The following is a 23,773-nucleotide window of genomic DNA, read 5'->3' on the forward strand; positions in this document are numbered from 1 at the left end:
CCCAATCCCAATCGGCTTAGAGCGCAATCGACAGGGGGATAGGCTTGAGCGAGCAAATTCGCGAGCAACTCGCGCGGCGGACGGCCAGCGGTGCGGGATTGTTGGTGATCACACGCCTGATCACCCGGGGCATCGATCTCGTGGCGCTCGCGTTTCTTGCCCGGTTGCTGACGCCCGCTGATTTTGGGCTGGTGGCGATCGCCATGACGCTCGTCCTGATCTGCGAGGCAATCTCCGACCTGCCGATTGCGCAAGCGGTTGTCCGGCTACCGATAATCAACCAAGGCTGTCTCGATACCGCATTCACCGTGAGCGCCATCCGTGGCATGGGCATCGCAACGCTTCTGTGCCTTTCAGCTTGGCCGTTTGCGATCGTCTACCGTGACCCGCGGCTGATCGGGCTGCTGTGCGCGCTCTCGCTTGCTCCGGCGTTTCGCGGAGTGTGCAATCCGCGGTTCGCAATATTTGCCCGTAACCTCGACTTCCGCCGGGAGATGCTGGTCGAAGTTTTCGCCAAGCTTGCGGCGTTACTGGTATCGGTCGGCATCGCACGGACGACGCACAGCTATTGGGCGATCGCTGCTGGAACGATCATCGGCCCGGTAACGATGAACGTTGTCGCGTATCTGATGGCGCCGTGGCGGCCGCGATTTACGCTGCAGCAATGGCCGGTCTTTCGAAATTTCCTCAGCTGGGCGAGCGCAGGGCAAATGCTAAACGCTGTTAGCTGGCAGGTGGATCAGCTGGCCCTGGGTCGCTTCGTCGTACCAGGTGAGCTGGGGCTGTTCACGATCGCCAGTACGCTTGCCTTCTTGCCTTTCCAGGTGGTCATCAATCAAATCGCGAGGCCCATTATAGCTGGGTTTGCCCTTTTGCAGACCGATCCACATCGACTTGCTGCAGCCTATCGACTGGGGAGCGCGACCCTCGTCACCCTCTGTCTTCCGGTGATGGTGGGAATGAGTGTCCTCGCCCATCCTATCGCCGCGCTGACGCTGGGGCCGAAGTGGGACATGGCAGCAAACGTGCTGCAGTGGCTGGCGCTGGCAACGGTGCCTGCGTTGTTTGTGGCGACGGTCGGCCCGCTCGCTATGGCGGTCGACCGAACCGACCTAGGCTTCCGCCTGAGTTTCGCCGAGTTCGTCGTGCGCCTCCCGCTAACATGCATTGCGGCAGCGGCCGCCGGCATCGAGGGAGTGCTCGCTGCGCGTGCAGCCGCGACCTTGGCCATGACAATCTACGCTTTGGCGCTCGTGCGAGTGATGCTGGGACTGAGCATTTCTTCCCAAATTCTTTCGTGTTGGCGACCGATTATCAGCAGTATCGTGATGGGGCTGGCGATCCGCCAGCTCTGGGCGACGACGACTCATGGCTCGCTACCACTTCAGTTAGCAATAGAGTTGCTGGGCGCGATGCTCGTGGGTGCGCTAGCCTATGGTCTTGCGACGCTGTCTCTTTGGCATGTTTCCGGGCGCCCGACCGGTCCCGAAGCGCGAGCGCTCCAGTTCGTCGCTCTTATCAGATCGAGCATTGCGGCTGCCGGCAGACGAAGAGCCTGGTGATGTTGAAGATCTACTCCTTCTGCGCCAGGGCACACTAGCAATTAATATTGCAAGCTAGGCTGGAATCGAAACAGATAGGAAATGCTAGGGGTCCTAGATGCAACCTAAGCACGCGTGCTGAATAGGTGCTGGCAAACCGGCGTGGATCTCAGGCCATGAAATTTGGTGAAAGCGTAGTAAGCTGGATCGATCATGAGCAAACTAGAGAGAATATGCGAATGGGCAGGCAGATTGCGATGATGATCCCGCTTGTCGTTTCTAAATCGGCTGGAGGTCGATGGCGAGGATACGCAGCTCGCCTTGCGTCAGCGTGGGCACGCGTCGAGAACCCCACGATTCGAGAATTTGGGATTGTGCGCCTCTTAGGCGAAGACCTGCGTCGCCACGGCCTCGATCTGCTCTGTCCGGGGTTTAAAGCCGTTGCCGTGTATCGCTTTGGCGCATGGGCGCGGATGATAAGGTTCGCCGGCTGGAGGGTGCCACTGTTGCTGCTGCACGGGATTTTTTTTCGCCATGTGAGAAATACCTATGGAATCGAGATCTATAGCACAGCTCAGATCGGTCGGAGGCTGCTAATAGGCCATCAGAACGGTATCGTGATCCATCGGTTCGCAACATTTGGTGACGATTGCCTGATCCGCCAGGGAGTTACCTTTGGCGAGGCTGGCCTTGGCCGGGACAATTTCGCCGCAGGTGTTGGGCCAGTTGTCGGTGATCACGTCGACATCGGAGCCGGCGCCGTCGTAATTGGCAACGTTCGGATCGGAAGCAATGTGAACATTGGACCCAATGCCGTTGTTCTTACGGATGTGCCCGCAGGAACGACCGTGCTCGCGCCGCCTGCACGCATGATGCTTCGGTCTGGCGGTGGGGGAGCCGCGCGTATCTCGACGGACCTAGAAGGATGACGAATGTTGCCGTGCAGGGCCGCTATAGCGAATCGCAGCTGCGGGTCTTAATCGCAGCCGCGCTGTTGGAGGTCGCGTTATCCTGCGGTGCGGAGGTCGTCGAGCCGCTGAGCGACGACCTCGCCCTCCTTGAGAGCGGCCTCGATTCCCTTGGCTTTGCCATTCTGGTGGCACGCTTGGAAGAAGATCTTGGATGGGATCCGTTCTCGCTTTCGGATCAACCCTTTTACCCGGTTCGCTTTGGCGAGTTCGTGGCCTTCTATGAAGCCAATCAACCTTGAAGCGCTGATTGGCGGATCCCGCGACCCCTGCGAGCCGGCGATCCTGTCGCCGGACTGCGGTTGGTCGCTGATGGACCTGATCAAGGCTGGCTCCTGTGCTGCCTTAGAGTTGGCGGTACACGTCGGCGTCGTCGCGATCTGTTGCCGGGACCCCATGAGAATGGTGGTTGCGCTGGTAGCGCTCGATGGCAGGGTCGACCGCCTGATACTTCTTGCGAATGATCTTGATCGCGTAACGATCGAGGAACTGCTCGAACGTTCCGGCGCTCGAATCCTTGTCACAGATCGTGAAGATCTCGACGATTTTGCCCCGGCAATCCGCTGGCGCGGCGAGGTTGAACCGGTTCGGTCAGCGCGTTTCGCGCTTGGCGAGCCTGACCGACTCACCATCTGGACCTTCGCAACGTCGGGCACAACGGGCGCACCGAAGCTGGTTGAGCACGACATCATCTCCCTTTCACGTCCGCTACGAGCAGAGCACGCTTGGCGCTGGGGACAAATGTATGAAATGGCGCGTTTCGCGGGCGTTCAAGTGTTCTTGCAGGCTATGGCAAAAGGCGTCCTGATCTTGCCGCACTCGCGCTGGCCATTGAAGGACAAAGTCGCCTTCATTGCCACCAATGGCGGGAACGCGATTTCAGCGACGCCCACGCTCTGGCGAAAAATGCTCATGACACCGGAAGCCGCTACATTGCAGCTTCACCAGGCCACGTTGGGAGGGGAGATCGCCGATGCCCCGGTCCTTGCGACAATAGCCGCTCGTTATCCAAGCGCGCGGGTGACTCACGTTTATGCGTCAACAGAGGCGGGCGCTTCCTTCGCTGTGAATGACGGGCTTCCCGGATTCCCAGCGGCCATGCTGGACATACGAGGCAGCGGACCGTGCCTTAGGATTCGCGATGGTCGGTTGTTCATCCAATCTGCTCGCGGACGGCGAACGTATGTGGGTACCAACATAGCGTTTTCGGATGATGAGGGGTTTGTCGACACAGGCGACTTAGTCGAGCGCGTGGGCGAGCGCTGCTACTTCAAAGGGCGAGCTAACGGCGTGATCAATGTGGGCGGTGACAAAGTTTACCCCCAGGAAGTCGAGGCTGTTTTGCTGGCGCACCCCGACGTGGCGCTAGCCCGCATTTTCGCCGCTAGCAGTCCGATTACGGGGCAGATGGTCAGCGCTGAGATTATGATGCGCGAGGAGGTAGGAGACCGAACCGTGATGACCCGAAAGCTCCACGCCTATTGTGCTGAGCGGCTGCCCCGTTGGAAATGTCCCGTGATAATTCGGTTGGTCAGGGAGATTGCGGCTAATAGCGGTGAAAAAATGAGCCGTGCTAAATGAAGACGGTTTTGGTGACGGGGGCCACTCGCGGTCTTGGCCTCGCGATAACGCGTCGGCTCGTGCGAGACGGATACCGCGTTATTGCCTCCGGCCGACGGATGAGCCCAGAACTCTCCGCACTAAGCGCGGATTTAGAGGGCAAGATATCCTTTGCGCCCCTCGATCTGCAGGATACGCAGGTGATCGCCTCGTTCGCGCGCGATGTGCTGAGGTCACACGGCCCGATTTACGGACTCGTGAACAACGCGGCGGCGGGCGTGAACGGCATCCTCGGCACAATGCACCTGTCAGATATCGAGCATGTCATGCGCGTTAACGCAATCGCACCGATCGTGCTCGCGAAGCATCTGTCCCGCACAATGGCGATGGCCGGGGAAGGCCGGATCGTGAACGTCAGCTCGATCATTGCCCGCACCGGTTTTGCCGGTCTCGCGGCCTACGGCGCGTCCAAAGCGGCCGTCGAGGGGTTGACGCGGTCTCTTGCGCGCGAGGTCGGCAAGCGCGGCGTCACGGTCAACGCGGTGGCACCTGGCTTCATGCGAACCGATATGACGGCCTCGCTCGAGGACGATAAGCTTTCCACGATACAAAGACGCAGCGCATTGCGCGACCTCGCGTCCCCAGAGGATGCGGCAGCTGCTGTAGCGTATCTTCTCAGCGCGGACGCCCGAGCAGTGACAGGGACCGTCATGACCATCGATGCCGGAAGCACAGCTTGATGAGGCCGACAGTCCTCCGAACGCTCCCAATCGGGGTGGAAATCGCAAGTTCGGACCGTGCGGCGTCCGACGCAGAGGGGCCGCAGTTGCGCGGTCACCGATCCACAGTGAGTGCGGGCTGAGGGCGGCCTTGATGATGCTTGGCCAGCAGGCTGATTCCCGCTCTTTAAGCGGGACATCGATGCCATGGGAGATGGGGGGCGGAGGAGCGAGCACTCATACGGGAGGTCGCTTTTCTGGGTCTAATGAGTGTTCGGTCCGAGATTCTCTGGCGTGTGTCGGATCGGCGACGCTAGACCATTGAGCAGAAGCTGGCGTCCCCTGCGCGATGCGTTCGAGCCGGAGGATCGGTTCTCGCCGGGGCTAGCGGCATGAGATCGGCGGCGGTGATCTATACCTGCGCCCAGACGACGGGCGCGTTGACCGGAGTGACGGTGCCATCCCAACCGAGCTTCGCGCGGGGCAGTTTGCCGAGCCTATCGCGGCATCGCCGCGCCGGGAGCTGTCGCCCAGCCTGGCCTCGGTCGGATCAGGAGCGAGCAGCCGTCCGTCGTCCAATTGGCCGCCGATGCGTCAATGCGTCGGTTGACGCCGACGCATTGTTTCGGTGATCGTCGCCGCATGGCCAAGATCGCCCACTTTAGCAAAAGGACCTGAGTGGAGCGGACCTTTAGCTATGGTTCGCGGGATTTACGATCTCAAGCCGCCTTATCCCGCGAACAACGGCCCATATCGCGGCCTGGGTCCGGTTGGTTACCCTCAGTTTGCGGAAGAGGACTTTGATGCATATCTTCACTGTCGTTACGGAGAGCGACATCCGCTCAGCTATGACCTTGTTCGTCGCGCCGGCTACCAAATGTTGCAAGATTTCGATTTCCTCGCCCGAAAGATCTATCGGCATGCTGGCGTCGGCTCCCGACGGACCAAGCGGTTGATGTCTCAGAAGCTCCGCTATTACGTGAGACGACACGATACGTTCGCCAAGAGAAACGAGATGCAGCGATATCACCATTTGATCGCAGGAAATGTCATCTGAAAGAATGCCTTCGACGCCGCCTCGAATAGCCTCGGAAACGGCGCCGATATCATAACGGTCAATCGTCAGCACGACGCGTGCTTCTGCGAAGAGCTGTTTGGCTACAAGCCATTCATCTGAGTGGGAGCGGTCCGGCGGGGTCGCGATCAGAATGAGGTCGAGCTTACCATCGTCGGCGTCGTTCCCGATCGACGTAAGATCGCGTGTGCTTGGAGCCGACCGTGCGACCCGCAGATTTCGTGCTTCGAGAACTGCCTTCAAACCATCTCGAGCCAGATCGTTCGAGCATACTAAGCCGATACGGGGAGCGCCCAAAGCTGCCTCCTCTTATCCGATAAGATAGCAATTCACCCAAGCTCGCCGGCGCCCATGGAACGTACGGCCGACGAGCTTCGGACTCGAGGCATTCTGACTCGAGGCAGGAGACGAGCTTGCTCTACCTCAAAAACAGGCGGCGCTCCCAATCTGGACAATCGCTGCAGCGCCTACCTGGTTGCGCGCTGCCCAGATCGCCGCCTGCGTCCGATTGTTAAGACGCAGCTTTCGAAGAATTGTCTTTATGTGAACCTTTACAGTTGCCTCTGCAATATTCAGCTGGCGAGCTATGACTTTGTTGGCTTCGCCATCTACCAGATGCCCCAGTATGTCGACCTCCCGTTGGGAAAGACCACTTGTAGACTGAATAGTTTCGGGTAAGCCTGACCGCTCGCTTTTGACACGACCGATCAGATAGTCTGCCAAACGTGCCGGCAATACTCTTTCACCCAGAAATACGAGGCGCAATGCTCCAGCGAATTGGTCGGATGAAACACCATTCAAGATAAGACCGTCAATCTCTTGCTCGTAAGCGAAAATCATATCGTCAAGGCCGAAATCGGCAGCGGTCAGAACGCGCCGCGCCTGTGGAAATGCTGCTGCGAGTTCGGCGCAAGCCCGGGCTAAATCATCACGCTCTCCGATAGCCATGACGACGACCGAGGCTTTCTCGGTCGAAGAAGCGACGAGTTCGTCGATGCACGCCGCTGCGGCAACCACCTCGAAATCTCGCTCGCCAAGAATATGCGACAGCCCCTCTCGGGTAATCTCATTAGGAACGATCAAAGCAACCTGTATTAGCTTGTCCATCTCTATATCCTCCGATAAGAGATAATGGACTAAAAGGTATATCCGCACAAAGCGCGAGAATCTACTAAAAAAGACTCCAATATCGGGATTTTTATATCGATCCGAGATTGACGTTAACGAGCGTCGTTACTTAGCGCCATCTGAGGTGGCACTCATTAATAGCCATAATTGACATAATATGAGTCGGAATAGTTGATGGTCGGTACTGATCCTAGTTTATCTATCAAAAAACCTTAGCAGTCCGTCGTAAGCCGCGTGTTCGGAATAGAGCTCCTTGAACAATTTTTCCGCGGCGGCCTCGGTTGCGGCTCTAAGCGCGGGGTCAGCAAGAAATGCCGAGACGGCGTCTGCGAATTGGTCGGCGTCATCCGCGATGACCAAGCCGTTTCCTGCCTTGACGCGATCTTCGCGCTCGACGCCGAGGCTCGTCGTTACCAACGCTCGGCCGTAGGAAAGCGCTTCTACAACCTTGGTTTTTACACCGTTACTGCCCGACACAAGTGGCGCCACCACGACGTGGGCAGATGCATATTCGGGTTGGAGTTCTCCTACCGGCCCGACGGTCACGATGCCCACCGGTTGCGTTGCCGCAAGCCCGCGGCAAACCGAGCCGACGATACGAAAGTAAGCTCCAGGTTTTGCCCTGTGGATCGCTGGCCAGCAGCGGTCAATAAACCAGCGAAGCGATGCGCGGTTGCAGGATGTGTCAGCCCCTACAAAGAGGACGATCGGTCTGTCTCTCGGGGATGTGATCGAGCGGTGTGGGAATCCCATTCCGACCACCAAGCTCCGGCGCCCGGTACGCTTTTCATAGGACTGAACGTCGGCCTTATTATTGAAGGTAACGAGGTCGGCTGCCGCCAGTTCAGCATCGCGTTCCGCGAGAAACTTCACGTGGAGCTCCGCGGAGGTGGCAAGCTTGCGCTCAGTTTCGGTAAAAAAACCTCGCAGGGCGACGATCGTTGCCCGCTCCTGGGCGAGCTCCTTGGCGAAAGCACATGCGCCAAATGCGAGCAGCACGATGTCTGGATCATGTTTCTGTAATTGAAGTCTTAGCCATTTCCGCTCGGCACTGCCGAACGTCCGGGTGTCTTCGCGGCGGATCCTCATCATTCGTCGAAGCGCGTTGCGCATAACTGCCGGATGGAATGAGAGATAAGTGCGCCGACCAAGCCGTATGGTGCTGCGGATGCACCACTGATGGGCGCCAACCACATTGCTGCGCATTCTGACAATCGGACTTGAGCGCCCGCGCGAACAGTCGGTGACTAGGGAGACAACGTCCTCACCGCGGTCGACTAGATAGCTGCGGAGCCGATCGATATAAATGCCATCGCCCCCGACCACGGTGCCGTAGGGGTAGGCCTCGACGATGGCTATAGAGGGCATTGCGTTTCTCGCGCTGCGCCGCTCGAGATGAGGCGCTCCGGCTCGCGGCCGAGCACCTCACGTAGCAGAATGCGCCACTGTTCGATAAATCGGTCCGGCGAGAAGCGGTCGATGGATCGCAGCAAGACCTTTTTTCGATCTTCCCGTTCGGCAGGGCCCATCGCCGCAAGTCGGCACATCGCGGCAGCAATGTCGTCGATGTCGTCCGCGTCAATCAGCAGAGCTGCGTCGCCAGCGACTTCTTCAAGAGCGGATGCTTTGGTAATCGCCGGAACAAGGCCGTGGCCGATTGCCTCGGCGACGGGTAAGCCGAAGCCTTCAAGTCTGCTCGCGAGAATGAAGCCACACGCATGCTGATACAGCCAGCTTAGCTCGGCGTCGGTCAGATAATGGAACATCACGACGCCGGGCGTCTGCTCTGCTGCACGGGCGGCCGCCTCGAAGCCTGGCTCGCGGCTTCCGCACATTACATAATGGAAACCACGATCACTCAATCCCGAGCGTTCAAACGCCGCAATGCAGGAGATTTGATTCTTTCGGTCGCCAATGCTCCCCACAGTCAGCAAAAATGGCTTTCCGTGAAAATCGCGTGGGGCGACCGGAGCCGCCCTGTTGCCAATGTGAATAGCCGGATAGATCACTCGCCCGGTCATGCTTGGTCCGGTGTTGTAGCGCGCCCCATACGCACGTTGCGATGCATGGCTGACGAACACGACGTTCGGTCGAACGGTAGCGATCTGGTTGTAGATCGCCTCATAAGCTTTACACACATGCGGCTCGAATAATTCGGGATGCGTGATCGGACCGACATCATGGCAAAGGACAATGTCCTCGCGGCGCAGCGCGGTTGAGCCAACTGTGAAGGGATCAAGGTGGAGCACGGGGCGGTGTGATCGCCGTTGCGGTAATCGCCAGCTGCTTTGGCGGACATGCCCGCGCGTCTGCAAATACTGAATTCGCCCCAGCAAAGATCCGAGCCAGCGACCGGGTCGCGCCGATAGCGCTAATGGCCCATAATAGATGTCGCCGATGAAGTCGGAAACGCCCTCTATGAGCTCGCGGCCAATGAAGTACTTTCCAGTGCGATTGTGTATAGACAGGGTAAAGTCGACATCGATCCTGGGATCCGAGTCAAGCCTATGGCTTAGCATGCTGCCCCCCTGCCAAACACCGTGCCTCGTCAAGCCTCGCGCCCAAATTATTCTGCATCCTGTTGCTTGCGCAGCGCTAGACGCGATTGAGTTCACGATACGATGCTTGCGACTCCCTTTTTCTGGATCGTACCGCACAAAACCCGCGGGCATTTTGCGATTCGATCATGATAATGTGTTTATCGCGTGTTAACATGCCGTCAAGTGCGAGTTTTTCTGCTTTGGCGAACAAATCCGGCTTAGCTATTACGAGGTATCGTTGAATGAAGTCACTGCCGCGGGGAACCGATGTAGGCAGTCCTGCGGTTTTAACGCTTCGAGCTAGCTGCGCCGATGAGCAATCCGGGCACCCGATCGAGCGATCGATTGTGACGGCCGAGCATCCGAAACTGGGCTAAGGTTTCGACGAGCGGATCACGATGCGCGAAGGCGCCGAGCGAGGGCTGCTCTCGAAATGGCTCTGGGGACCATAGAATGGCGGCGGTGCTGCGCGTATCGAGATCCATAATATTGATATTGTTCGAGATTGCTCCTTGGGGGCGGTTGCAGTCGGTCGCGCGAGCCGGACGCGCAGCGCTCCCGCCGAGCGGTTCGTTGATGGTTCAACCAGGCACCGAGACTAGACGGTTGGCTGCGTCCGACTCCAGCGGTTCGCGGGATTGGCTCAGATGCAGTTATCCTCACGCCTGTCCTGAAATAGACCAGCGGGGCTCAGCAGTTTTGCGCATTGGGTCTATGACCGGATTCCCAACAGGGCTCGCTTGGCTCGAGACGAGAACGTTTGCTTGGTTGGCAGCGGCAATGCCGAGAAATGGACTGAGCTCTCCGGCGACTTCGCTTCAAAGCATCGCCTACACAGGCACTCGACGTTGCTTTCGTCATAGGTTGCTTCGTCGGTGACGAGGCCGAGATAATCCGAAACCGTAGATGGAGTGATCCTGCCCTCGTGAGCGCACCGTCTGCAGAGTGGCTCTGTTAGCAATTGGCGCATGCGCCGCGCTATGCTCAATTTGTCGGCCCTCAGCCCGATCATCGCGATCATCCTACTGTCCAATGCGGGGCAGGAATAATAACCCCTTTGGAGCAGTTAGGCGATAATAATGATGTATCGCCCCGGTCAGCGGGGTCGGCCGTGGTCTTTGCGATGGCACGACGTGCCTGCAGACGATGGTCCCAACGACGATCTACACGCTTCATTCGATGCAGGCGGCCCGGCATCGTCAACGGGTTTTTCGCGGGCCGCACCGCGAAGGGCGGGGGGCCAGACCAGTCGACGCGCTTTGCTTGAAAGGGCCTGTTCCCCGACAAATCGAGCATACCAAGGGCGACCTGAACTCGAAGCGTCGCGCGGTCTGCGGGGGCACGTCGTTGATCATGCTGCTGAGCGAAGGCCGGATGAACGACTACAGGGGCTTTGCCCTCTTAGTGGACGCCTTGCCCGGCGCCAAAGCCCTGCTCGGTGACAGAGGCTATGATACCATTGGGTACCCATTCGCGCTGGCAGTTTGAAAAATTGCTACCTGCATCCCGTCAAAGGCGAACCGGAAGGAGCCGATCTCGCACAGCGCACCGTTTGACCGCCAGCGACACAAGATCAAAATCGTGATCGGAAGGCTCGAGGACTGGCGACGCATGCGCACTCGCTACGATCGCTGCCGTCCCCTTCATGTCTTCATCTGACTCGCTGTCACTGTCATCTTCCGACTTCATCAATAGGTTCAGAACCTGGCTGGGCACAGTTCCTCATGCGGTTGGCTAGCGCAAACACCTCGGCGGCCAGCCTTAAGTCGTCATCGGTGGCCCATGGAATTTCTGCCCGGGCCAGTGCTTTGATCGCACCCGCTCGTTCGGCTTTGCTGGGGCGCCATGGTGCCAATAGTGGCGGCTGGCACGGCACATGCTTATAGGTAAGGCCCGCCCGGATCATCAAAAGCGCTGTCGTGGATATCCCAACATGCCGGCTTAACGCCCCGAGTGGCGGCCGATGACCGCAATGATGACAGGCGGCGCACAAAGATCGAATTTCTCTGATCTCATCGTCAGTGAATCCTCGAGCTTGGGCCATGTTCCAGAACATCACTTCGAAGATTGCATCCTGCAAATGTTCTTCTGGAATAGTCCAAAGGTGGGAAACTGCCTGAGTCGCGGTCAATGCATGATGAAGGCTACTTCGCTTGCTTTTCAGATCCCCCAGTTGGATTTGGACCGGGCCCCGGCAGTGCTTGCCCATATTAATATAAGGCGACTTACCCGCTGGCCGTGGAGTCGGCAGGCAGTCACCGAGCAGAGGATCAAACGGGCTATGATCACGGACCGGTAGTTCGAATTCGCGGTAACCATCTCGCGCTTTATCGCTGCGGTTATGACTATTTGGGCCGGGCTTTATATTTTCACAGGTGCGGGATATTGAGAGGGAAGCCGGCGTGGGGGAGGATGCCATCCGGTCAGGCGCTCTGCGGTAGCCACTGCGATAGTCAACGGCGCTGCGGGGCGCCGCTCAGAGCATAGCAAAAGCGTCGCGGGTGGACCATGAGCCTGAGGAGGAAGTGGGCAGGAGCTCCGATTGTCGGCATATGGGCCTGCTCTGATCTGCGAAGGGGTGACGATGCGGCTCGCATCACTTTGGCTGATCGGCGTCGCGTTCGCCGGCGCGGCACGCGGCGGTGCCGCCGACTATCATAAGGCACCTGCCGCGATCGCGAAGATTTTGGAGACGCCGCCAACGCCGGCCGTGGCCATCTCCCCCGACCGCAAAATTATCGCACTTCTTGGGCGGGAGAATCTGCCGACGATCGCGGCGCTCTCGAAGCCGATCCTCAGGCTCGCCGGCTACCGCATCGATCCAGTCACCAACGGTCAGGCAGAGGTGCGCACGACCTGGTCGAACACGCTGACGCTGCTGGACGTCTCGACCGGGCACGAGACGCCAGTGGCGCTGCCGGCGGGCGTCCGTTTCGCAACGCCGGGATGGTCGCCCGATGGCAAGCGGCTCGCCTTTGTTGTCCAGGTCGCCGACCAGTTGGCGGTGTGGACGACGGGGCTGGACGGCATCGCGAAGCCGCTGGTGGAGCATGCCAACGCGGCCTTCGAAGGCGCGCCTTTTGCGTGGTTGCCGGACAGCAGCGGGCTTATCGTGCGGACGGTTGACGCGGGGCGTGGGGTTTTGCCCGTGGCAGAAAGCAAGCCCGAAGGCCCGGTCGTGCAGGACGGTACGGGGCGTCGCGGGGCCACGCGCACGTATGAGGATTTGCTGCGGGACAATGCCGATGAGCGCGCCTTCGAGCATTTTTTTGGGGGGCAGCTTGTCCGCGTACCAATCAGGGGAGGGGTGGCGACGCCGATCGGCGCGGTCGCTTTGTGGAAAAGCTTCAGCATTTCGCCCAATGGGAGCTACCTGCTGACCGAGCGCCTCAAACGTCCCTACAGCTATCTCGTGCCTGCGGATTTTTTTCCGACCGAGATCGTGGTCGCGACGCTGGATGGTCGCCCGGTAAAAACGCTCGTCGATCGGCCGCTTGCCGACAACCTTCCGGTGGATTTCGACGCGACCGTCAAAGGCCCTCGCAAGGCCGAGTGGCGCGCCGACGTGCCCGCGACGTTGGTCTGGGCCGAGGCACTCGACGGCGGCGACCCCAAGGCGCAGGTCCCTTTCCACGACAGGATCCTGATGCAGGCCGCCCCGTTCGACGGGGCTGCGACGACTTTGGCCGACATGACGAGCCGCTTTGACCAGGTCGTATGGGGTGACGATCGATTCGCATTGCTCGTCGATCGCGAATGGAAAACGCGCACGGAGCATCGCTACGCCGTCGCGCCCGGCAACCCCGGCCCGACGCACCTGCTCCTCACGCGCAACTATCAGGATCAATATGGCGATCCGGGCGAGCCGGTTACGGAGAGGAATACTGCGGGCCGGCAGGTGATGCGCTTCACGCCCGATCATCAGGCCGTGTTCGCGATCGGGGAGGGGGCGACCAAGACGGGCGCCTTTCCGTTTCTCGCGCGGATGCCCATTTCAGGGGGCGTCCAGACGATCATGTGGCGCGCCAAGTCACCCTATTACGAGCGGGTCGTCTCGCTGCTCGACATGACGGGCGTGAACATTCTGACGCGGCGCGAGAGCGCCACCGAGCCCCCCAACTATTTCGTCCGCAAGGTGTCGGGCGGAGCGCCGCGCGCAGTGACGCATTCCCCCGATCCCGCGCCAATGTTCGCGGCCGTGAAGCGCCGGACGATCGCGTATCAGCGCGCGGACGGGCTGCCGCTCGCCGGCACGCTTTACACGCCCGCCGGTTACGATCCGAAGCGAGACGGGCCGCTCCCCACCTTGCTGTGGGCTTATCCGGCGGAGTTCACCGACGCGTCCGTGGCGGGACAGATCGTGGACCAGGGCAACCGGTTTACGAGGCCGCGCGGGGTCAGCCCGCTGTTCCTGCTGACCCAGGGGTATGCGGTGCTCGACAATCCGGCGATGCCGATCATCGGCGAGAATGGGGCCGAGCCGAACGACACCTATGTCAAACAACTGGTGGCGGATGCCGAGGCGGGGGTCGACGCGGTCGTGAAGCTGGGCATTGGCGATCCCGGGCGCATGGCGGTGGGCGGCCACAGCTATGGCGCGTTCATGACTGCCAACCTCTTGGCGCATACTGCCCTGTTCCGCGCGGGGATCGCGCGATCGGGGGCGTATAACCGGACGCTCACCCCGTTCGGCTTCCAAGCCGAGCAGCGCACCTACTGGCAGGCGATGCCGACCTATACCGAAATGAGCCCCTTCACCTTCGCGGACAGGATCAAGACGCCGATCCTGCTGATCCACGGCGCGGCCGATGACAATCCCGGCACCTTCCCGATCCAATCCGAGCGGATGTATGCGGCGCTGAAGGGCAATGGGGCGACCGTGCGCTACGTCATACTGCCCAACGAGCCGCATAATTATCGCGCGATGGAGTCGACGCAGGAAACACTGTGGCAGATGACCGACTGGCTCGACCGCTACGCGAAACCGCCAAAACCGGCCCCGGCCACTCCGGCCCACTGAAAGGCGGGAGCGCCATCCATCATTTTTTACGATCTTTTAACGATTGGTGCCCGCCCGCTTCACGAACGGATGACAGCCGGAACCCTAATGCGTCTTCATCGGCCGCCATCGTGACGCGCCGAATGGGTCAAGGGGTTCTTGTCATGCTTCGTGCCTTCCTTCTCGCTGCCGCCGTGCTCACCTCCACGCCGCTGTTCGCGCAGGGCCAGCCGGTCGACGCTCCGCTGACCGCGCGCGTCAGCTATGCCGATCTCAACCTCGCCGACGGCGAAGGGCAAAAGGCCTTCAACGCCCGGATCAAGCGCGCGGTGATTGCAGTCTGCCCCGAGCTCAACTCGAGCATCACGAGCAAGCTCGCCGCCAACCATTGCCGTCGCTCGGTTTCGGCTCGGACGCAGCGCCAGATGGCGGTCGTGGTGGCTTCGGCTGCCGATCAGCGCCGCCGAGCGATGAGCACTGTCGCCAGCCGCTAATATGCCGATGCGTAAATGGCGGACGCCCGGCAATAACGAGCCGGGCGCCCGCCGATCTTCGCGTCAAAACTGGTTCCGCTACCGGAGCGAACATAGTAAGCTCGACGTGGCCGAGTGGCGATTCGATGGGGGTTGGGCAATGTCTGTTCTAGAACGGATTGACTCGATAACGCGTGGCGCCGACGCGCCGTTGCACTTCGTCATAGCGCTGGACGGTCCGGACGGCCGCTCCTTCGCGATCTGTGAGCGCATCATGCTCATCCGCCCCGATCAGCGCGATCTTCCAGAGGGCGAGCTTGCGCGCTTCGTCAGCAGCAATGCGTTGAGCGCCGCCGCTATCCCGCTGGACGCGCTGGTGGGCGACGCCGGGCCACATGCTCCCGCCTCGGCATGGCTGCGGACGGCGACCACCGCCCAGTCGGCTGAAGATGACGAACCAGCCGAGGACGACGAAGAGTCCAAGTAACCGCGTCTTCGCGCGCGGTTATCATGGAAAAATTTACCGTCGTGGACGGGCAGCGGCGTACGCGATCGCTGTCCTATACGCTCGTTGCGGCCCGCGCGGCAGCCAAACGGGCCGGCGTGACCCGACTGGCCGACGTGACGGGACTCGCCCGTTTCGGAATACCCGTCTTCCAGGCGGTTCGGCCGCATTCGCGATCGTTGTCCGTCTCGCAGGGCAAGGGCCTGACGCGGATGGCCGCGATGGTCTCCGCTTTGCTGGAGGCGACCGAACTTAGCATCGCTGAAGCCTTCGACGCCGCGCCGCAGGGCGCGCCACTGTCGATCGATGCCGATACCCGCGACCTCTGGTATGAAGCCCCTCGCGATGCGCTGGCGATCAGGCTGGACAGCGCGCAGGAGAGGCCTTTCGCTGAAGCACGCAACCTCTTCTCGGGCGCCCCGGCCATGGTCCCGCGCGATCTCCTGTCGCTGGATTTCACGCGGTCCCGCGCAACCGATATCGCGCGCACTTCAGCCGGCCTCGCCACCGGCAACACGCATGATGAAGCCGCCGTGGCGGCCGTCGCCGAAGTGCTGGAGCGCCACCTGGAGGCCCGCTTCCGCCATTTCGGCCCGCGCGAACGGCGCGCCTGCGAACTCGATCTCGCGAGCATCGCGGATCCCACGCTCCAGTGGCTGATCCGGCGCATTGGCGGGCGCGGTTTCGCCCTTCGCGCCTGGAGCCTCGGCCAGGCGGCCGGGATCGCCGCGTTCCGCTGCGTGATCACCGACGGCGCGCAGGCGGGGCATGTCTTGCCGCCGGCTGCCGGATCGGGCTGTCACACGGAAAAGCGAGTCGCGCTGCTGCGCGCGATGCTGGAGGCCATTCAATCGCGGATCACGATAGTTGCCGGCGCGCGCGACGATCTCACGCCCGCGGATTATGCGCGCGGATCGCAGCTGAGCCTCGCACTGGCCCTCGGCGGGCTGTGCTTCGGCAGCGGACCGCTGCACTGGGACCGGATAGCGGATTGTCCGCTGACGGAGCCGGCGGACATGCTGACCCAGCTGCTTGCTGTCGCCGAGTCGCAGAGCCCGCTTTCGGTGCTGCTCTTCACCCACGAACGGCCCCATCCGGCGCTTGTCGTCGTCCATGCCTTCGCGCCCGGTCTGGAAGACCTCTGCCGTGAACGGCTCACAACTCCGACGCCCGCCCGCGAGCGCATAGCACCGATCATCGTCGCCCGAATCGCGGACAGCCGCCCCGTCCTCTTCGTGGGCCCGAGCCTGCCGCTCGCCCAGATTCCCGGCACGATAGAGGTGCGCCCGCCGGCTGTGTGCGGCGATCTGTCCGATCTGCTCGCTGATCCCCCGCCCGCAATCGGCTTGATTGACGGCTGTTTCGAGATCGCGCCGACCGTGTGGCACAAGGAGATACTCGATCTTCTGGCCCTTGGCGTCCCCGTCCTCGGCGGAGCGAGCCTGGGGGCGTTGCGCGCGGCCGAGCTGCACGAGCAGGGAATGATCGGCGTCGGCGCCATCTTTGAAAGCTATCGCGACGGCGCGACGAACCGGGACGATGCTGTTATGATCTCCCATGCGCCGCCCCAGCTCGGCAATATCCCGCTCTCGATCGCCCTCGTCGATGCAGAGGCCGCTCTGCATGCCGTGGAAATGCCCCCTGCCGAACGTCGGATGCTGCAGCGGATCGTTAGGACGATGGGCTTCGCCGATCGAACGTGGCCTGCCGCGCTCACTTTGTACGAAGCGCGAACGGGGCGCCGCGCGGTGGTCTCCATCGATGCCCTGAATGCGGCGTCGTCACTCAAGCAAGCCGACGCCCGGCTGCTCGTCGCCGCCCTGCTGGCCGCACGTGCGTCTTCGCCGATCGAACCACCGCCGATGACGAGCTTCTATAAGTCTATGCGTGCCACCCGCTTCCGAGCGCGGCGCTGACACCCTCGCGCACGAGCGCGCGATGCTTCTCTTGCCGCAGCGGGAACGTATAGGCTGTCCAATCCAGTACGTCGTCGAGCACGGCCTTCCGCTCGGGCTGCCATGCCTTGCAGAACGCAGCCTCGAATGCCGTGCGCACCTGGCCCCGCGTTACGCTGTCATCCGGAAGACGGGCGAGGTTCGCGAGCCGGAGCGCCAGATATTGCAGGCCCTGTTCGCCTGACGCCTCGAAATGCTCTTCGGCCACCTCGGGGTCGTCCCGGAACATCGCGATCGTCGCATAATCGGCGTGATAATCGGGCGTCGGGAAGGGGTTGAGCAGGAAAGCTCGCTGCATAAGCGGCTCCGCCAGATCCGCCTCACCCAGATGACACAGGCCGAAGGCGCAAACGTTGAGCGTATCGGCATCGAACGGAAGCGCTTTCATCGCCTGCCGAAAGCCGCGTTCGGCGCGAAGCCAGTTGCCCTGCCGCAGGTGGCACCAAGCCAGCCTGAGCTGAATGACGGCATCCGCCGGATCGAGCGCCGCCGCCTCCTGATTCAGTTCCAGCGCGCGGGCACGGAGCGTCGGTACGTCATGGCCCGCAGCGCTCTGCCAGTAATCCGTATTGTACATACGGGCGAGCAGCATCCGTGCGCCCACGTGATGTGGATCGCGTGCGACGAGATCCTCAAGGATTTCGGCGCCCGCGCGCACATCTTCCAAATGGTGGCCTCGCCCGGCCAGCCGACGCGCCTCGGCATAGAGCATCACATCGTCGCGCGTGCCGAGATCATGGCTCAGCGCCTGCGCGATGTCCCGCTCGATCGTCGGGAAGACTGCGCCTGCTGCGCGTGCGACGACATGATCAATCGCGCCGGCCATGTCGGCTAAATCGATCATGATTTGCTCGGACCAAGCGATCGTGCTCGTGTGGATATTGCCAATCTGAAGATTGACGCGCAGTTCCTCTCCCACTTGTCGAACCCGTCCCGTCAGCATGTAAGCTGCGAGCGCCTTGGCGCAGGCCTGCTCGACGCGCGCAGCATCGCTGGCCTCGAGCGACAGCACGCGCAACTCACGATGGCGGGCGAGCGCGGTGCGCAGATCATCCGTGATGATGGCCGCCAGTTCTTCGATATTCGATTGTGTGCCGAGCGCACCGATGTCGCCGATGAAGATCGTGGGCGGCATTGTCACCGGCGCGGCCGCCGGTACCACCGCTGCCAGCGCGGCTGACGCAGCCGGTGCCACCTCGTTGCTTGCGCAGAGCTGGCGGTAGAGCATCTGCGTTTCGGCGGACGGATCGGCTTGGAATTCCTCAGTGAGTCCTGCCACCAGCGCGCGATAGCGGCGGTGCAGCGAGGCGAAATCGCCCGCCGAATGATCGGCCTGCATGCCGAGGCGGGCGATGGTTTCGTTCCACGGATCCAGCCGATCGAGCGCGCGGACGATCGCTTGGATATGGACGGGGCGAGCGGACCCGGTCATTGCGGGCAACGCATCGAGGACGAAAGCCAGCACGCGATCATGCTGCCGTACCCGCTCGGCCACGAGCCATTCGTCGAAAGCTGGAGAAAGGCCTGAACAATCGGCCAGAAACTGATCGCCCGTCGTCTCCAGAACATGCGCGAGGCGAGCGCCATCACGCTGCTCGGCAGCGTCGCAAATCTCCTCGATGTCGCAGACCGGATGGCCGCGGGCATAGCGGACCGCATCGCGCGAGATGTCGAGCGCGGCGCCGAGGACGGCATGTCCCCCGCGAAGCTCCGCCAGCGCCTGGCGAAGGCTTCCGCGGGCTTGCTCGCTGCCGCGGTCGCTCCAGAGGAGATCGGCCAGGCGTTCGCGAGAGGCCGATCGCCCTGCGGCGAGCGCCAGATAAGCGAGTAGGCCGCAGGCCTTGCGACTGCGCGGACGGCAATCGAGCCCGTCCACGAGCAATCGGAATTCGCCAAGCAAACCGAGGCGTAGCGCTGACTGCTCTTCTTGTGCTTCGACCATTCTTCAGGCCCGCCCGCGTCACGTTCGAGCGGAACCGTAGCATCAGCGCGGCGATGTTGCCGTCGAAAACAGTCGATCACGGGCGAATCCGCCAACGTCAAGACGGGAATGTTCATCGGAGGCATCGGGAAATCCTGCGCTACTCGTACCGCGACCGGCACTCTCCATCCGGAGCGCGTCGGTCATCGGTCGTTTCGCAGAGCCTGCGTGAAACCAACGTGAAAAGGGAATCAGGGCATCTGCGGAGTGTCGGCGGCTGCTTCTCCCCGATTCGGATCCGCCATTTCGATCGATCCGGGGCTCCGGCAGCGGACATCGCCTGCAAAATCGCGCTTCGGCCGGGACTGCGCCGAAGAATTCACGGCAAAATCACGTCGTTCTCACGCGGAGGGTGGTCAATCGGCATCACACCAAATCCTCCAGACGATGGGATTTTCCGATGCAGCGCCAGACGCTCTACGCGATCACGACCGAAGCAGCCGAGGCGCCGGGTCTCTGCGCACCCCGCAATGTGCCGGTCGGGAGTAAAGTGTGTCGTGTGAGCGGCCTGCTGTCGGGAGCGCCGACGCGAACCTCCCTTCAGATCGGCGCCTCTCTCCACATCGATTCTGGCACGGCGGAATGGCGCTTCATCGAACATTCGTGTGCGCCCAATCTCGAGATGGATTTCACCGACTGGTCGTTCTGGGCCAGGCGCGACATCGCAGCGCACGAGCGGCTGACGTTCAATTATCTGACGACCGAGGCGCGGATGGCCGCCCCTTTCACATGCCGCTGCGGGTGCAGCGAATGCTTTGACACGATCGCCGGCTTCTCCACGCTGGCGCCGTCGCTGAAGCGGCGCCTCAGCGATCACGTGGCGCCGCATCTGCGCGATGCCGAGATCCACAGGCCAGGCGGCTGCATCTTCGGTGTGGCCGCACGAGCATAACTCCGCCCACAGCAGATCGCTTCGGCTTCTTAAACCTTTGCAACTCGGTCGGGACGCGCCGTTAGGTGGGCGGCATGGGGGCGACGTCAGCGCATGAACAAGCCGGCCAGCGGATTTTGACGATCCCCGCCGACGCCGATCACCCGACCCATACCACGCGCAGAGACGACCTTCGTGCCGAATTTGGGCAAGCTTCCATCGAGCTGGGGCGGCCTATAGGTCCTTTGGCTGCGGCCGGGCCGCGTGAACCACCGCTTCAGAAGAAGCATGACGGGACAGGGGATCGACCAGAACACCATCGCGGACTCAAAATAAAAGAAAGCCATGATGCAGGCGTGAAGGGTCGCGAGTGGCCTGAGTCGGATTTGGAACCCGCCGCGAAGTCGCATGATGGTTTGTCGACCTTACTGCACGGTGACCCGAAAATAGTCAGCGGCGCAGATTGGCCACTTCCACCACTATGTTCGCACGTCGCGTAAATATCCTGCCATGTACAGCCGAAGGTAGCCGATAGCATGCGAGCGCGTTGACACATAAGGCATGAAAATCTTTACCGGGATTGAACTGAGAGGTTCGCGCGATCTCACGCATTATATCGTGCCACTAGCGCTTTATGAGTCTCGATTGCGCTTGCCGTCTATGTTGCGAACCAGTTAATCTTTCTCCAAAGCTGGCTAGTCGCGATCCGGTCGTAGATAATCACCGTAGCAGTTATAGTCGCAATCGCAGCGCCCGTTTCCCGAAAGAATCGGCAAGTCAAAATCGATTTGTACCGTACCGGTACTACCGATGAGCTTACGGGACACTTAAATCGGCGAGCATTCTTGGAGGGAGTCGATAACGGAACGTTCCCGGCGCTTATCATCGTCGACGTCGACAACTTCAAGCTCGTAAACGACGAGCATGGTCACTGGATCGGTGACCAAGTGCTGCGCGAGACGGCCACAATGATGGCGCGATTGCTCGGCCAATTCGGTCGGGTTGGGCGCCTAGGAGGCGAGGAGTTCGCGCTCCTCGCCTATCACGACGATTACAGGCTCTCGCTCGAGAAACTCGAATCGTTTCGAGAAGCGGTATTCAGGTAGCCGATCTTCACTGACACGCTCCCCGTTTCCATCACTATTTCCGCAGGCGTTGCGACCCGCGACCCCGGGCAGGCCTTCCAGCAATTGTTCATCCAAGCCGATTCCGCCTTGTATGAAGCGAAGGCGCTTGGCCGCAACAGGATCGTCCTTGCCTAAGTTATAAGCCTGGTTGGGTACAGAGCAGTGCGCGTATTATATATAATCAGAGATCCTGGTTCAGTCACTGCCGCCTCAGTATCAGTGACGGCGTAGGCCGAGCGAGACCTTTTGTTTAATCTGATTGTTTACTGTCATTGTCACACGCGACCTAAAGTCGATCTGTTCGCCTACGGACATGCGCTGCTGGCCGACCCGACTGCTTACGACCTGCCTTCCACGCTCAATTCGGCCACGCCGTGCCAGATCGTGGGTGGCGGTTCCCCGCAGACCGCCAATTGCACAAACTCGCTGTATTTCGACCCGGTTCATCCGACCGTGCAGGTCCACCACGCGATCGCCAACGCCATCGTCGCAGAATTGGATGCCGTCCCAGAACCGGCCACATGGATGACGATGATCCTTGGCTTCGGCGCGATTGGCTTCGTGCTGCGCCGGCGCGGATCGGTGATTGCGCTCGGCTAACCGCCAACCCGTCGCTGCAAGGGATGGGCTCGCGCAAGCGCCATCGCGAATAAACCGATGTGGCTATATTTGAGCTCACATGGCCGCCTGCTCGTCTTTCGCTTGCCGGGCAAGGGCATCCCCAGGCCGACGCGTCGAGCAATGATCCGTGTAATTATTATCAGGACTTAATCGTCGAATCCGCCGAACGTGCGCGAACAAATAGGCTACGGATGCTCGTTGGTGCCCGATCGAGCAGGTCGTTTGCAAGGATGTGTGGATCAGTGTGGGAACCGGCCACATGCGCGCTCCCGTCGACCGAGAACAGCTCGGCGTGGAGCATGCCGACGTCATCGGCGAGCGCGGCGACGGGGGAGTGACAGTCGGCCCCGAGTGCAGCCAGCAGTGCGCGCTCCGTTAGAATGGAGCGGCGGGTTGGCCCATGGTTCAGCACCGCGAGCAGAGAGCGACTTCGGCTATCGTTCTCGCGCGTTTCGACCCCGATGGCCCCCTGCGCAGGCGCTGGAAGCATGAGATCGATCGGGATCGCCATACCGACTTCAGGGCGTCCAAGTCGGTCGAGCCCTGCCGCCGCCAATAACGTCGCCTCCGCTTCGCCTGCTGCCAGCTTAGCGAGTCGCGTCTCGACGTTGCCGCGGAAAGGGATGATGGTAAGATCTGGTCGCAGTCGTAACAGCTGCGCAGACCGCCGAGGCGAACTCGTCCCAACCGTGGCGCCCGCTGGCAGATCGGCGATCGAAGCGGCGCCGATCAGGCGATCTCGAAAGTCGGCACGCGCCAGGATGGCTGCGATCGTAATTACGGGTGGGCGCGTGGTTTCGACGTCTTTCATTGAATGAACGGCACATTCGATCTCACCCTCTAGCAATGCTCGATCCAGTTCTTTGGTCCACAAGGCTTTCCCGCCGACTTCAGCCAGCGGACGGTCCTGAACGACGTCTCCGGTCGTTTTGATCACGCGGATTTCGACCGCGATCCCGTGCGCCGCGACCAGTCCATCGCGCACTATTTCGGCCTGGACGAGCGCCAGCGGCGAGCCCCGTGTCCCGAGACGAAAAGCGGTCATACGGACCGGCATGCGAGCGCGTGCAAATTCATACGGATCCTGCCATCCACCGCGCGACGATTTCTTTCGTGGCGAGACCGGCTCTGCGCCTACCTGACTGTCATGGCAGACAACTTAAGGTGTCAAGCATCCTATACGCAATCCTTGGACGCGTTAGCGAAACGGGCTGTTCAGCAACACAATTGAAAGGTTCAGATAGGCTGCGAAGCTGACCCAAAGCAGGTATGGTACAATGAGGAGGCTCGCTAAGTGGGAGATCGGCCATAGTCCGCCGACGAGAGCTACCAGCGATGCCCAAAGGAAGACGACCTCGCCGAGCGCCCAATCCGGCCGACGTAACCGAAAGAAGAGGGGGCTCCACAGCAGATGAAATACCGCGTTGCTCGCAAAAAGGAGGATGACGGTACGGCGTGCGAAATTGTCCGACGCGGCACTCCACGCCACCACAGCCGACCATGCCGCGAGACCGAGGATAATCGTCCAGGCGGGGCCGAACGCCCAGTTTGGTGGCTGCCACGAAGGCTTGCGCAGATCGCGATACCATTCGTCAATTGGCGTCATCAGCCCGCCGATCAGGCCGAGCAGCGCCGCGATGCCTCCCGAAATCAGGATCGGTCCCATCATGTCATGCCAGCCATGCTTGTAGAGTGTCCACGCCATGATAC

The 23,773-nt window shown here is 61.1% G+C and carries 23 protein-coding genes and 2 pseudogenes; 14 read left to right on the forward strand and 11 right to left on the reverse strand.

What is annotated here, in order from left to right:
• Positions 1–44 precede the first annotated feature (44 nt).
• The 5 genes from Q4F19_RS17520 (at position 45) to Q4F19_RS17540 (ending at position 4,809) form a co-directional block, all read left to right on the forward strand.
• Positions 45–1,562, forward strand: coding sequence for a lipopolysaccharide biosynthesis protein (locus Q4F19_RS17520; protein ID WP_303545319.1), 1,518 nt, complete (start codon positions 45–47; stop codon positions 1,560–1,562).
• 155 nt (positions 1,563–1,717) lie between these two features.
• Positions 1,718–2,470: a serine O-acetyltransferase gene (locus Q4F19_RS17525; RefSeq protein ID WP_303545322.1), complete on the forward strand. Its 753-nt coding sequence runs from the start codon at positions 1,718–1,720 to the stop codon at positions 2,468–2,470.
• The gene (locus Q4F19_RS17530; protein ID WP_303545325.1) at positions 2,467–2,751 is read left to right on the forward strand and encodes an acyl carrier protein; all 285 of its coding nucleotides are present in this window, start codon (positions 2,467–2,469) and stop codon (positions 2,749–2,751) included. The genes Q4F19_RS17525 and Q4F19_RS17530 overlap by 4 nt, the downstream gene beginning before the upstream one ends.
• Entirely contained in the window at positions 2,732–4,090 is a 1,359-nt protein-coding gene (locus Q4F19_RS17535; protein WP_303545328.1) for an AMP-binding protein, read from the forward strand. Before Q4F19_RS17530 ends, Q4F19_RS17535 begins: the two co-directional genes overlap by 20 nt.
• Positions 4,087–4,809: an SDR family NAD(P)-dependent oxidoreductase gene (locus tag Q4F19_RS17540; RefSeq protein WP_303545331.1), complete on the forward strand. Its 723-nt coding sequence runs from the start codon at positions 4,087–4,089 to the stop codon at positions 4,807–4,809. Before Q4F19_RS17535 ends, Q4F19_RS17540 begins: the two co-directional genes overlap by 4 nt.
• 670 nt (positions 4,810–5,479) lie before the next feature.
• Here the strand turns inward: Q4F19_RS17540 and Q4F19_RS17545 are convergent.
• The 5 genes from Q4F19_RS17545 to Q4F19_RS17565 all read right to left on the reverse strand — a co-directional run bounded on the left by Q4F19_RS17545 (position 5,480) and on the right by Q4F19_RS17565 (position 10,016).
• Entirely contained in the window at positions 5,480–6,160 is a 681-nt protein-coding gene (locus Q4F19_RS17545; protein WP_303545334.1) for a LuxR C-terminal-related transcriptional regulator, read from the reverse strand.
• Between the two features lie 126 nt (positions 6,161–6,286).
• Positions 6,287–6,970, reverse strand: coding sequence for a LuxR C-terminal-related transcriptional regulator (locus tag Q4F19_RS17550; protein ID WP_303545336.1), 684 nt, complete (start codon positions 6,968–6,970; stop codon positions 6,287–6,289).
• Positions 6,971–7,186: 216 nt separating this feature from the next.
• Entirely contained in the window at positions 7,187–8,197 is a 1,011-nt protein-coding gene (locus tag Q4F19_RS17555) for a glycosyltransferase (RefSeq protein ID WP_303545339.1), read from the reverse strand.
• A 149-nt stretch (positions 8,198–8,346) separates the two neighbouring features.
• Positions 8,347–9,240: a glycosyltransferase gene (locus Q4F19_RS17560; RefSeq protein WP_303545342.1), complete on the reverse strand. Its 894-nt coding sequence runs from the start codon at positions 9,238–9,240 to the stop codon at positions 8,347–8,349.
• A 578-nt stretch (positions 9,241–9,818) separates the two neighbouring features.
• Positions 9,819–10,016 (reverse strand): hypothetical protein, encoded by a 198-nt coding sequence (locus Q4F19_RS17565; protein ID WP_303545345.1) that lies wholly within the window; start codon positions 10,014–10,016, stop codon positions 9,819–9,821.
• Between the two features lie 862 nt (positions 10,017–10,878).
• Between Q4F19_RS17565 and Q4F19_RS17570 the strand changes: the two genes are divergently transcribed.
• Complete coding sequence (locus Q4F19_RS17570) at positions 10,879–11,019, forward strand: hypothetical protein (protein WP_303545348.1); 141 nt, start codon at positions 10,879–10,881, stop codon at positions 11,017–11,019.
• Between the two features lie 184 nt (positions 11,020–11,203).
• Here the strand turns inward: Q4F19_RS17570 and Q4F19_RS17575 are convergent, their stop codons facing one another.
• On the reverse strand, positions 11,204–11,740 hold the full coding sequence (locus tag Q4F19_RS17575) for a hypothetical protein (RefSeq protein WP_303545351.1): 537 nt from the start codon (positions 11,738–11,740) through the stop codon (positions 11,204–11,206).
• Between the two features lie 375 nt (positions 11,741–12,115).
• On the opposite strand from Q4F19_RS17575, the gene Q4F19_RS17580 reads away from it, so the two are divergent.
• The 4 genes from Q4F19_RS17580 (at position 12,116) to Q4F19_RS17595 (ending at position 17,424) form a co-directional block, all read left to right on the forward strand.
• Positions 12,116–14,551, forward strand: coding sequence for a S9 family peptidase (locus Q4F19_RS17580; protein WP_303545354.1), 2,436 nt, complete (start codon positions 12,116–12,118; stop codon positions 14,549–14,551).
• 143 nt (positions 14,552–14,694) lie between these two features.
• Complete coding sequence (locus Q4F19_RS17585) at positions 14,695–15,024, forward strand: UrcA family protein (RefSeq protein ID WP_303545357.1); 330 nt, start codon at positions 14,695–14,697, stop codon at positions 15,022–15,024.
• 7 nt (positions 15,025–15,031) lie between these two features.
• Positions 15,032–15,490 (forward strand): hypothetical protein, encoded by a 459-nt coding sequence (locus Q4F19_RS17590; RefSeq protein ID WP_303545360.1) that lies wholly within the window; start codon positions 15,032–15,034, stop codon positions 15,488–15,490.
• A gap of 23 nt (positions 15,491–15,513) precedes the next feature.
• A complete protein-coding gene (locus Q4F19_RS17595; protein WP_303545363.1) occupies positions 15,514–17,424 on the forward strand; it encodes a YcaO-like family protein in 1,911 nt (636 codons plus the stop codon).
• On the opposite strand, the gene Q4F19_RS17600 is transcribed toward Q4F19_RS17595, so the two are convergent.
• Entirely contained in the window at positions 17,390–18,691 is a 1,302-nt protein-coding gene (locus tag Q4F19_RS17600; protein ID WP_303545366.1) for a hypothetical protein, read from the reverse strand. The two genes, Q4F19_RS17595 and Q4F19_RS17600, sit on opposite strands and share 35 nt — an antisense overlap.
• A gap of 42 nt (positions 18,692–18,733) precedes the next feature.
• Positions 18,734–18,958 (reverse strand): annotated as a pseudogene (locus Q4F19_RS21525) (trifolitoxin synthesis, TfuA); the annotation flags it as partial.
• A 72-nt stretch (positions 18,959–19,030) separates the two neighbouring features.
• Between Q4F19_RS21525 and Q4F19_RS17610 the strand changes: the two are divergent.
• Together Q4F19_RS17610 and Q4F19_RS17615 are read left to right on the forward strand one after the other, a co-directional pair.
• Positions 19,031–19,294, forward strand: coding sequence for a hypothetical protein (locus Q4F19_RS17610; protein ID WP_303545372.1), 264 nt, complete (start codon positions 19,031–19,033; stop codon positions 19,292–19,294).
• A 550-nt stretch (positions 19,295–19,844) separates the two neighbouring features.
• A complete protein-coding gene (locus Q4F19_RS17615) occupies positions 19,845–20,336 on the forward strand; it encodes an SET domain-containing protein-lysine N-methyltransferase (protein WP_303545374.1) in 492 nt (163 codons plus the stop codon).
• 86 nt (positions 20,337–20,422) lie between these two features.
• Here Q4F19_RS17615 and Q4F19_RS17620 read toward each other — a convergent pair whose 3' ends face one another.
• Positions 20,423–20,662: a hypothetical protein gene (locus tag Q4F19_RS17620; RefSeq protein WP_303545377.1), complete on the reverse strand. Its 240-nt coding sequence runs from the start codon at positions 20,660–20,662 to the stop codon at positions 20,423–20,425.
• Positions 20,663–21,103: 441 nt separating this feature from the next.
• On the opposite strand from Q4F19_RS17620, the pseudogene Q4F19_RS17625 reads away from it, so the two are divergent.
• Together Q4F19_RS17625 and Q4F19_RS17630 are read left to right on the forward strand one after the other, a co-directional pair.
• A pseudogene (locus Q4F19_RS17625) lies at positions 21,104–21,577 on the forward strand (GGDEF domain-containing protein).
• A gap of 111 nt (positions 21,578–21,688) precedes the next feature.
• Positions 21,689–22,042 (forward strand): PEPxxWA-CTERM sorting domain-containing protein, encoded by a 354-nt coding sequence (locus tag Q4F19_RS17630; RefSeq protein WP_303545379.1) that lies wholly within the window; start codon positions 21,689–21,691, stop codon positions 22,040–22,042.
• Positions 22,043–22,202: 160 nt separating this feature from the next.
• On the opposite strand, the gene hemC is transcribed toward Q4F19_RS17630, so the two are convergent.
• On the reverse strand, positions 22,203–23,108 hold the full coding sequence (hemC, locus tag Q4F19_RS17635) for a hydroxymethylbilane synthase (RefSeq protein WP_303545381.1): 906 nt from the start codon (positions 23,106–23,108) through the stop codon (positions 22,203–22,205).
• 153 nt (positions 23,109–23,261) lie between these two features.
• Positions 23,262–23,729 (reverse strand): TspO/MBR family protein, encoded by a 468-nt coding sequence (locus Q4F19_RS17640; RefSeq protein ID WP_303545578.1) that lies wholly within the window; start codon positions 23,727–23,729, stop codon positions 23,262–23,264.
• Between the last annotated feature and the right edge of the window lie 44 nt (positions 23,730–23,773).

Origin of the sequence: Sphingomonas natans (assembly GCF_030546695.1) — a bacterium.
Classification (GTDB): domain Bacteria; phylum Pseudomonadota; class Alphaproteobacteria; order Sphingomonadales; family Sphingomonadaceae; genus Sphingomonas_I; species Sphingomonas_I natans.

Bases quoted from the DNA above. Each gene is read 5' to 3' on its own strand.
- Q4F19_RS17595 (WP_303545363.1), top strand. From the start codon at position 15,514: ATGGAAAAATTTACCGTCGTGGACGGGCAGCGGCGTACGCGATCGCTG.
- Q4F19_RS17525 (WP_303545322.1), top strand. From the start codon at position 1,718: ATGAAATTTGGTGAAAGCGTAGTAAGCTGGATCGATCATGAGCAAACT.
- Q4F19_RS17585 (WP_303545357.1), top strand. From the start codon at position 14,695: ATGCTTCGTGCCTTCCTTCTCGCTGCCGCCGTGCTCACCTCCACGCCG.
- Q4F19_RS17550 (WP_303545336.1), bottom strand. From the start codon at position 6,970: ATGGACAAGCTAATACAGGTTGCTTTGATCGTTCCTAATGAGATTACC.
- Q4F19_RS17565 (WP_303545345.1), bottom strand. From the start codon at position 10,016: ATGGATCTCGATACGCGCAGCACCGCCGCCATTCTATGGTCCCCAGAG.
- Q4F19_RS17530 (WP_303545325.1), top strand. From the start codon at position 2,467: ATGACGAATGTTGCCGTGCAGGGCCGCTATAGCGAATCGCAGCTGCGG.
- Q4F19_RS17640 (WP_303545578.1), bottom strand. From the start codon at position 23,729: ATGGGACCGATCCTGATTTCGGGAGGCATCGCGGCGCTGCTCGGCCTG.
- hemC (WP_303545381.1), bottom strand. From the start codon at position 23,108: ATGACCGCTTTTCGTCTCGGGACACGGGGCTCGCCGCTGGCGCTCGTC.
- Q4F19_RS17620 (WP_303545377.1), bottom strand. From the start codon at position 20,662: ATGGCTTTCTTTTATTTTGAGTCCGCGATGGTGTTCTGGTCGATCCCC.
- Q4F19_RS17590 (WP_303545360.1), top strand. From the start codon at position 15,032: ATGCGTAAATGGCGGACGCCCGGCAATAACGAGCCGGGCGCCCGCCGA.
- Q4F19_RS17600 (WP_303545366.1), bottom strand. From the start codon at position 18,691: ATGCTCTACCGCCAGCTCTGCGCAAGCAACGAGGTGGCACCGGCTGCG.
- Q4F19_RS17540 (WP_303545331.1), top strand. From the start codon at position 4,087: ATGAAGACGGTTTTGGTGACGGGGGCCACTCGCGGTCTTGGCCTCGCG.
- Q4F19_RS17575 (WP_303545351.1), bottom strand. From the start codon at position 11,740: ATGGGCAAGCACTGCCGGGGCCCGGTCCAAATCCAACTGGGGGATCTG.
- Q4F19_RS17615 (WP_303545374.1), top strand. From the start codon at position 19,845: ATGCAGCGCCAGACGCTCTACGCGATCACGACCGAAGCAGCCGAGGCG.
- Q4F19_RS17555 (WP_303545339.1), bottom strand. From the start codon at position 8,197: ATGCGCAGCAATGTGGTTGGCGCCCATCAGTGGTGCATCCGCAGCACC.
- Q4F19_RS17535 (WP_303545328.1), top strand. From the start codon at position 2,732: ATGAAGCCAATCAACCTTGAAGCGCTGATTGGCGGATCCCGCGACCCC.
- Q4F19_RS17580 (WP_303545354.1), top strand. From the start codon at position 12,116: ATGCGGCTCGCATCACTTTGGCTGATCGGCGTCGCGTTCGCCGGCGCG.
- Q4F19_RS17610 (WP_303545372.1), top strand. From the start codon at position 19,031: ATGCGCGAGGCGAGCGCCATCACGCTGCTCGGCAGCGTCGCAAATCTC.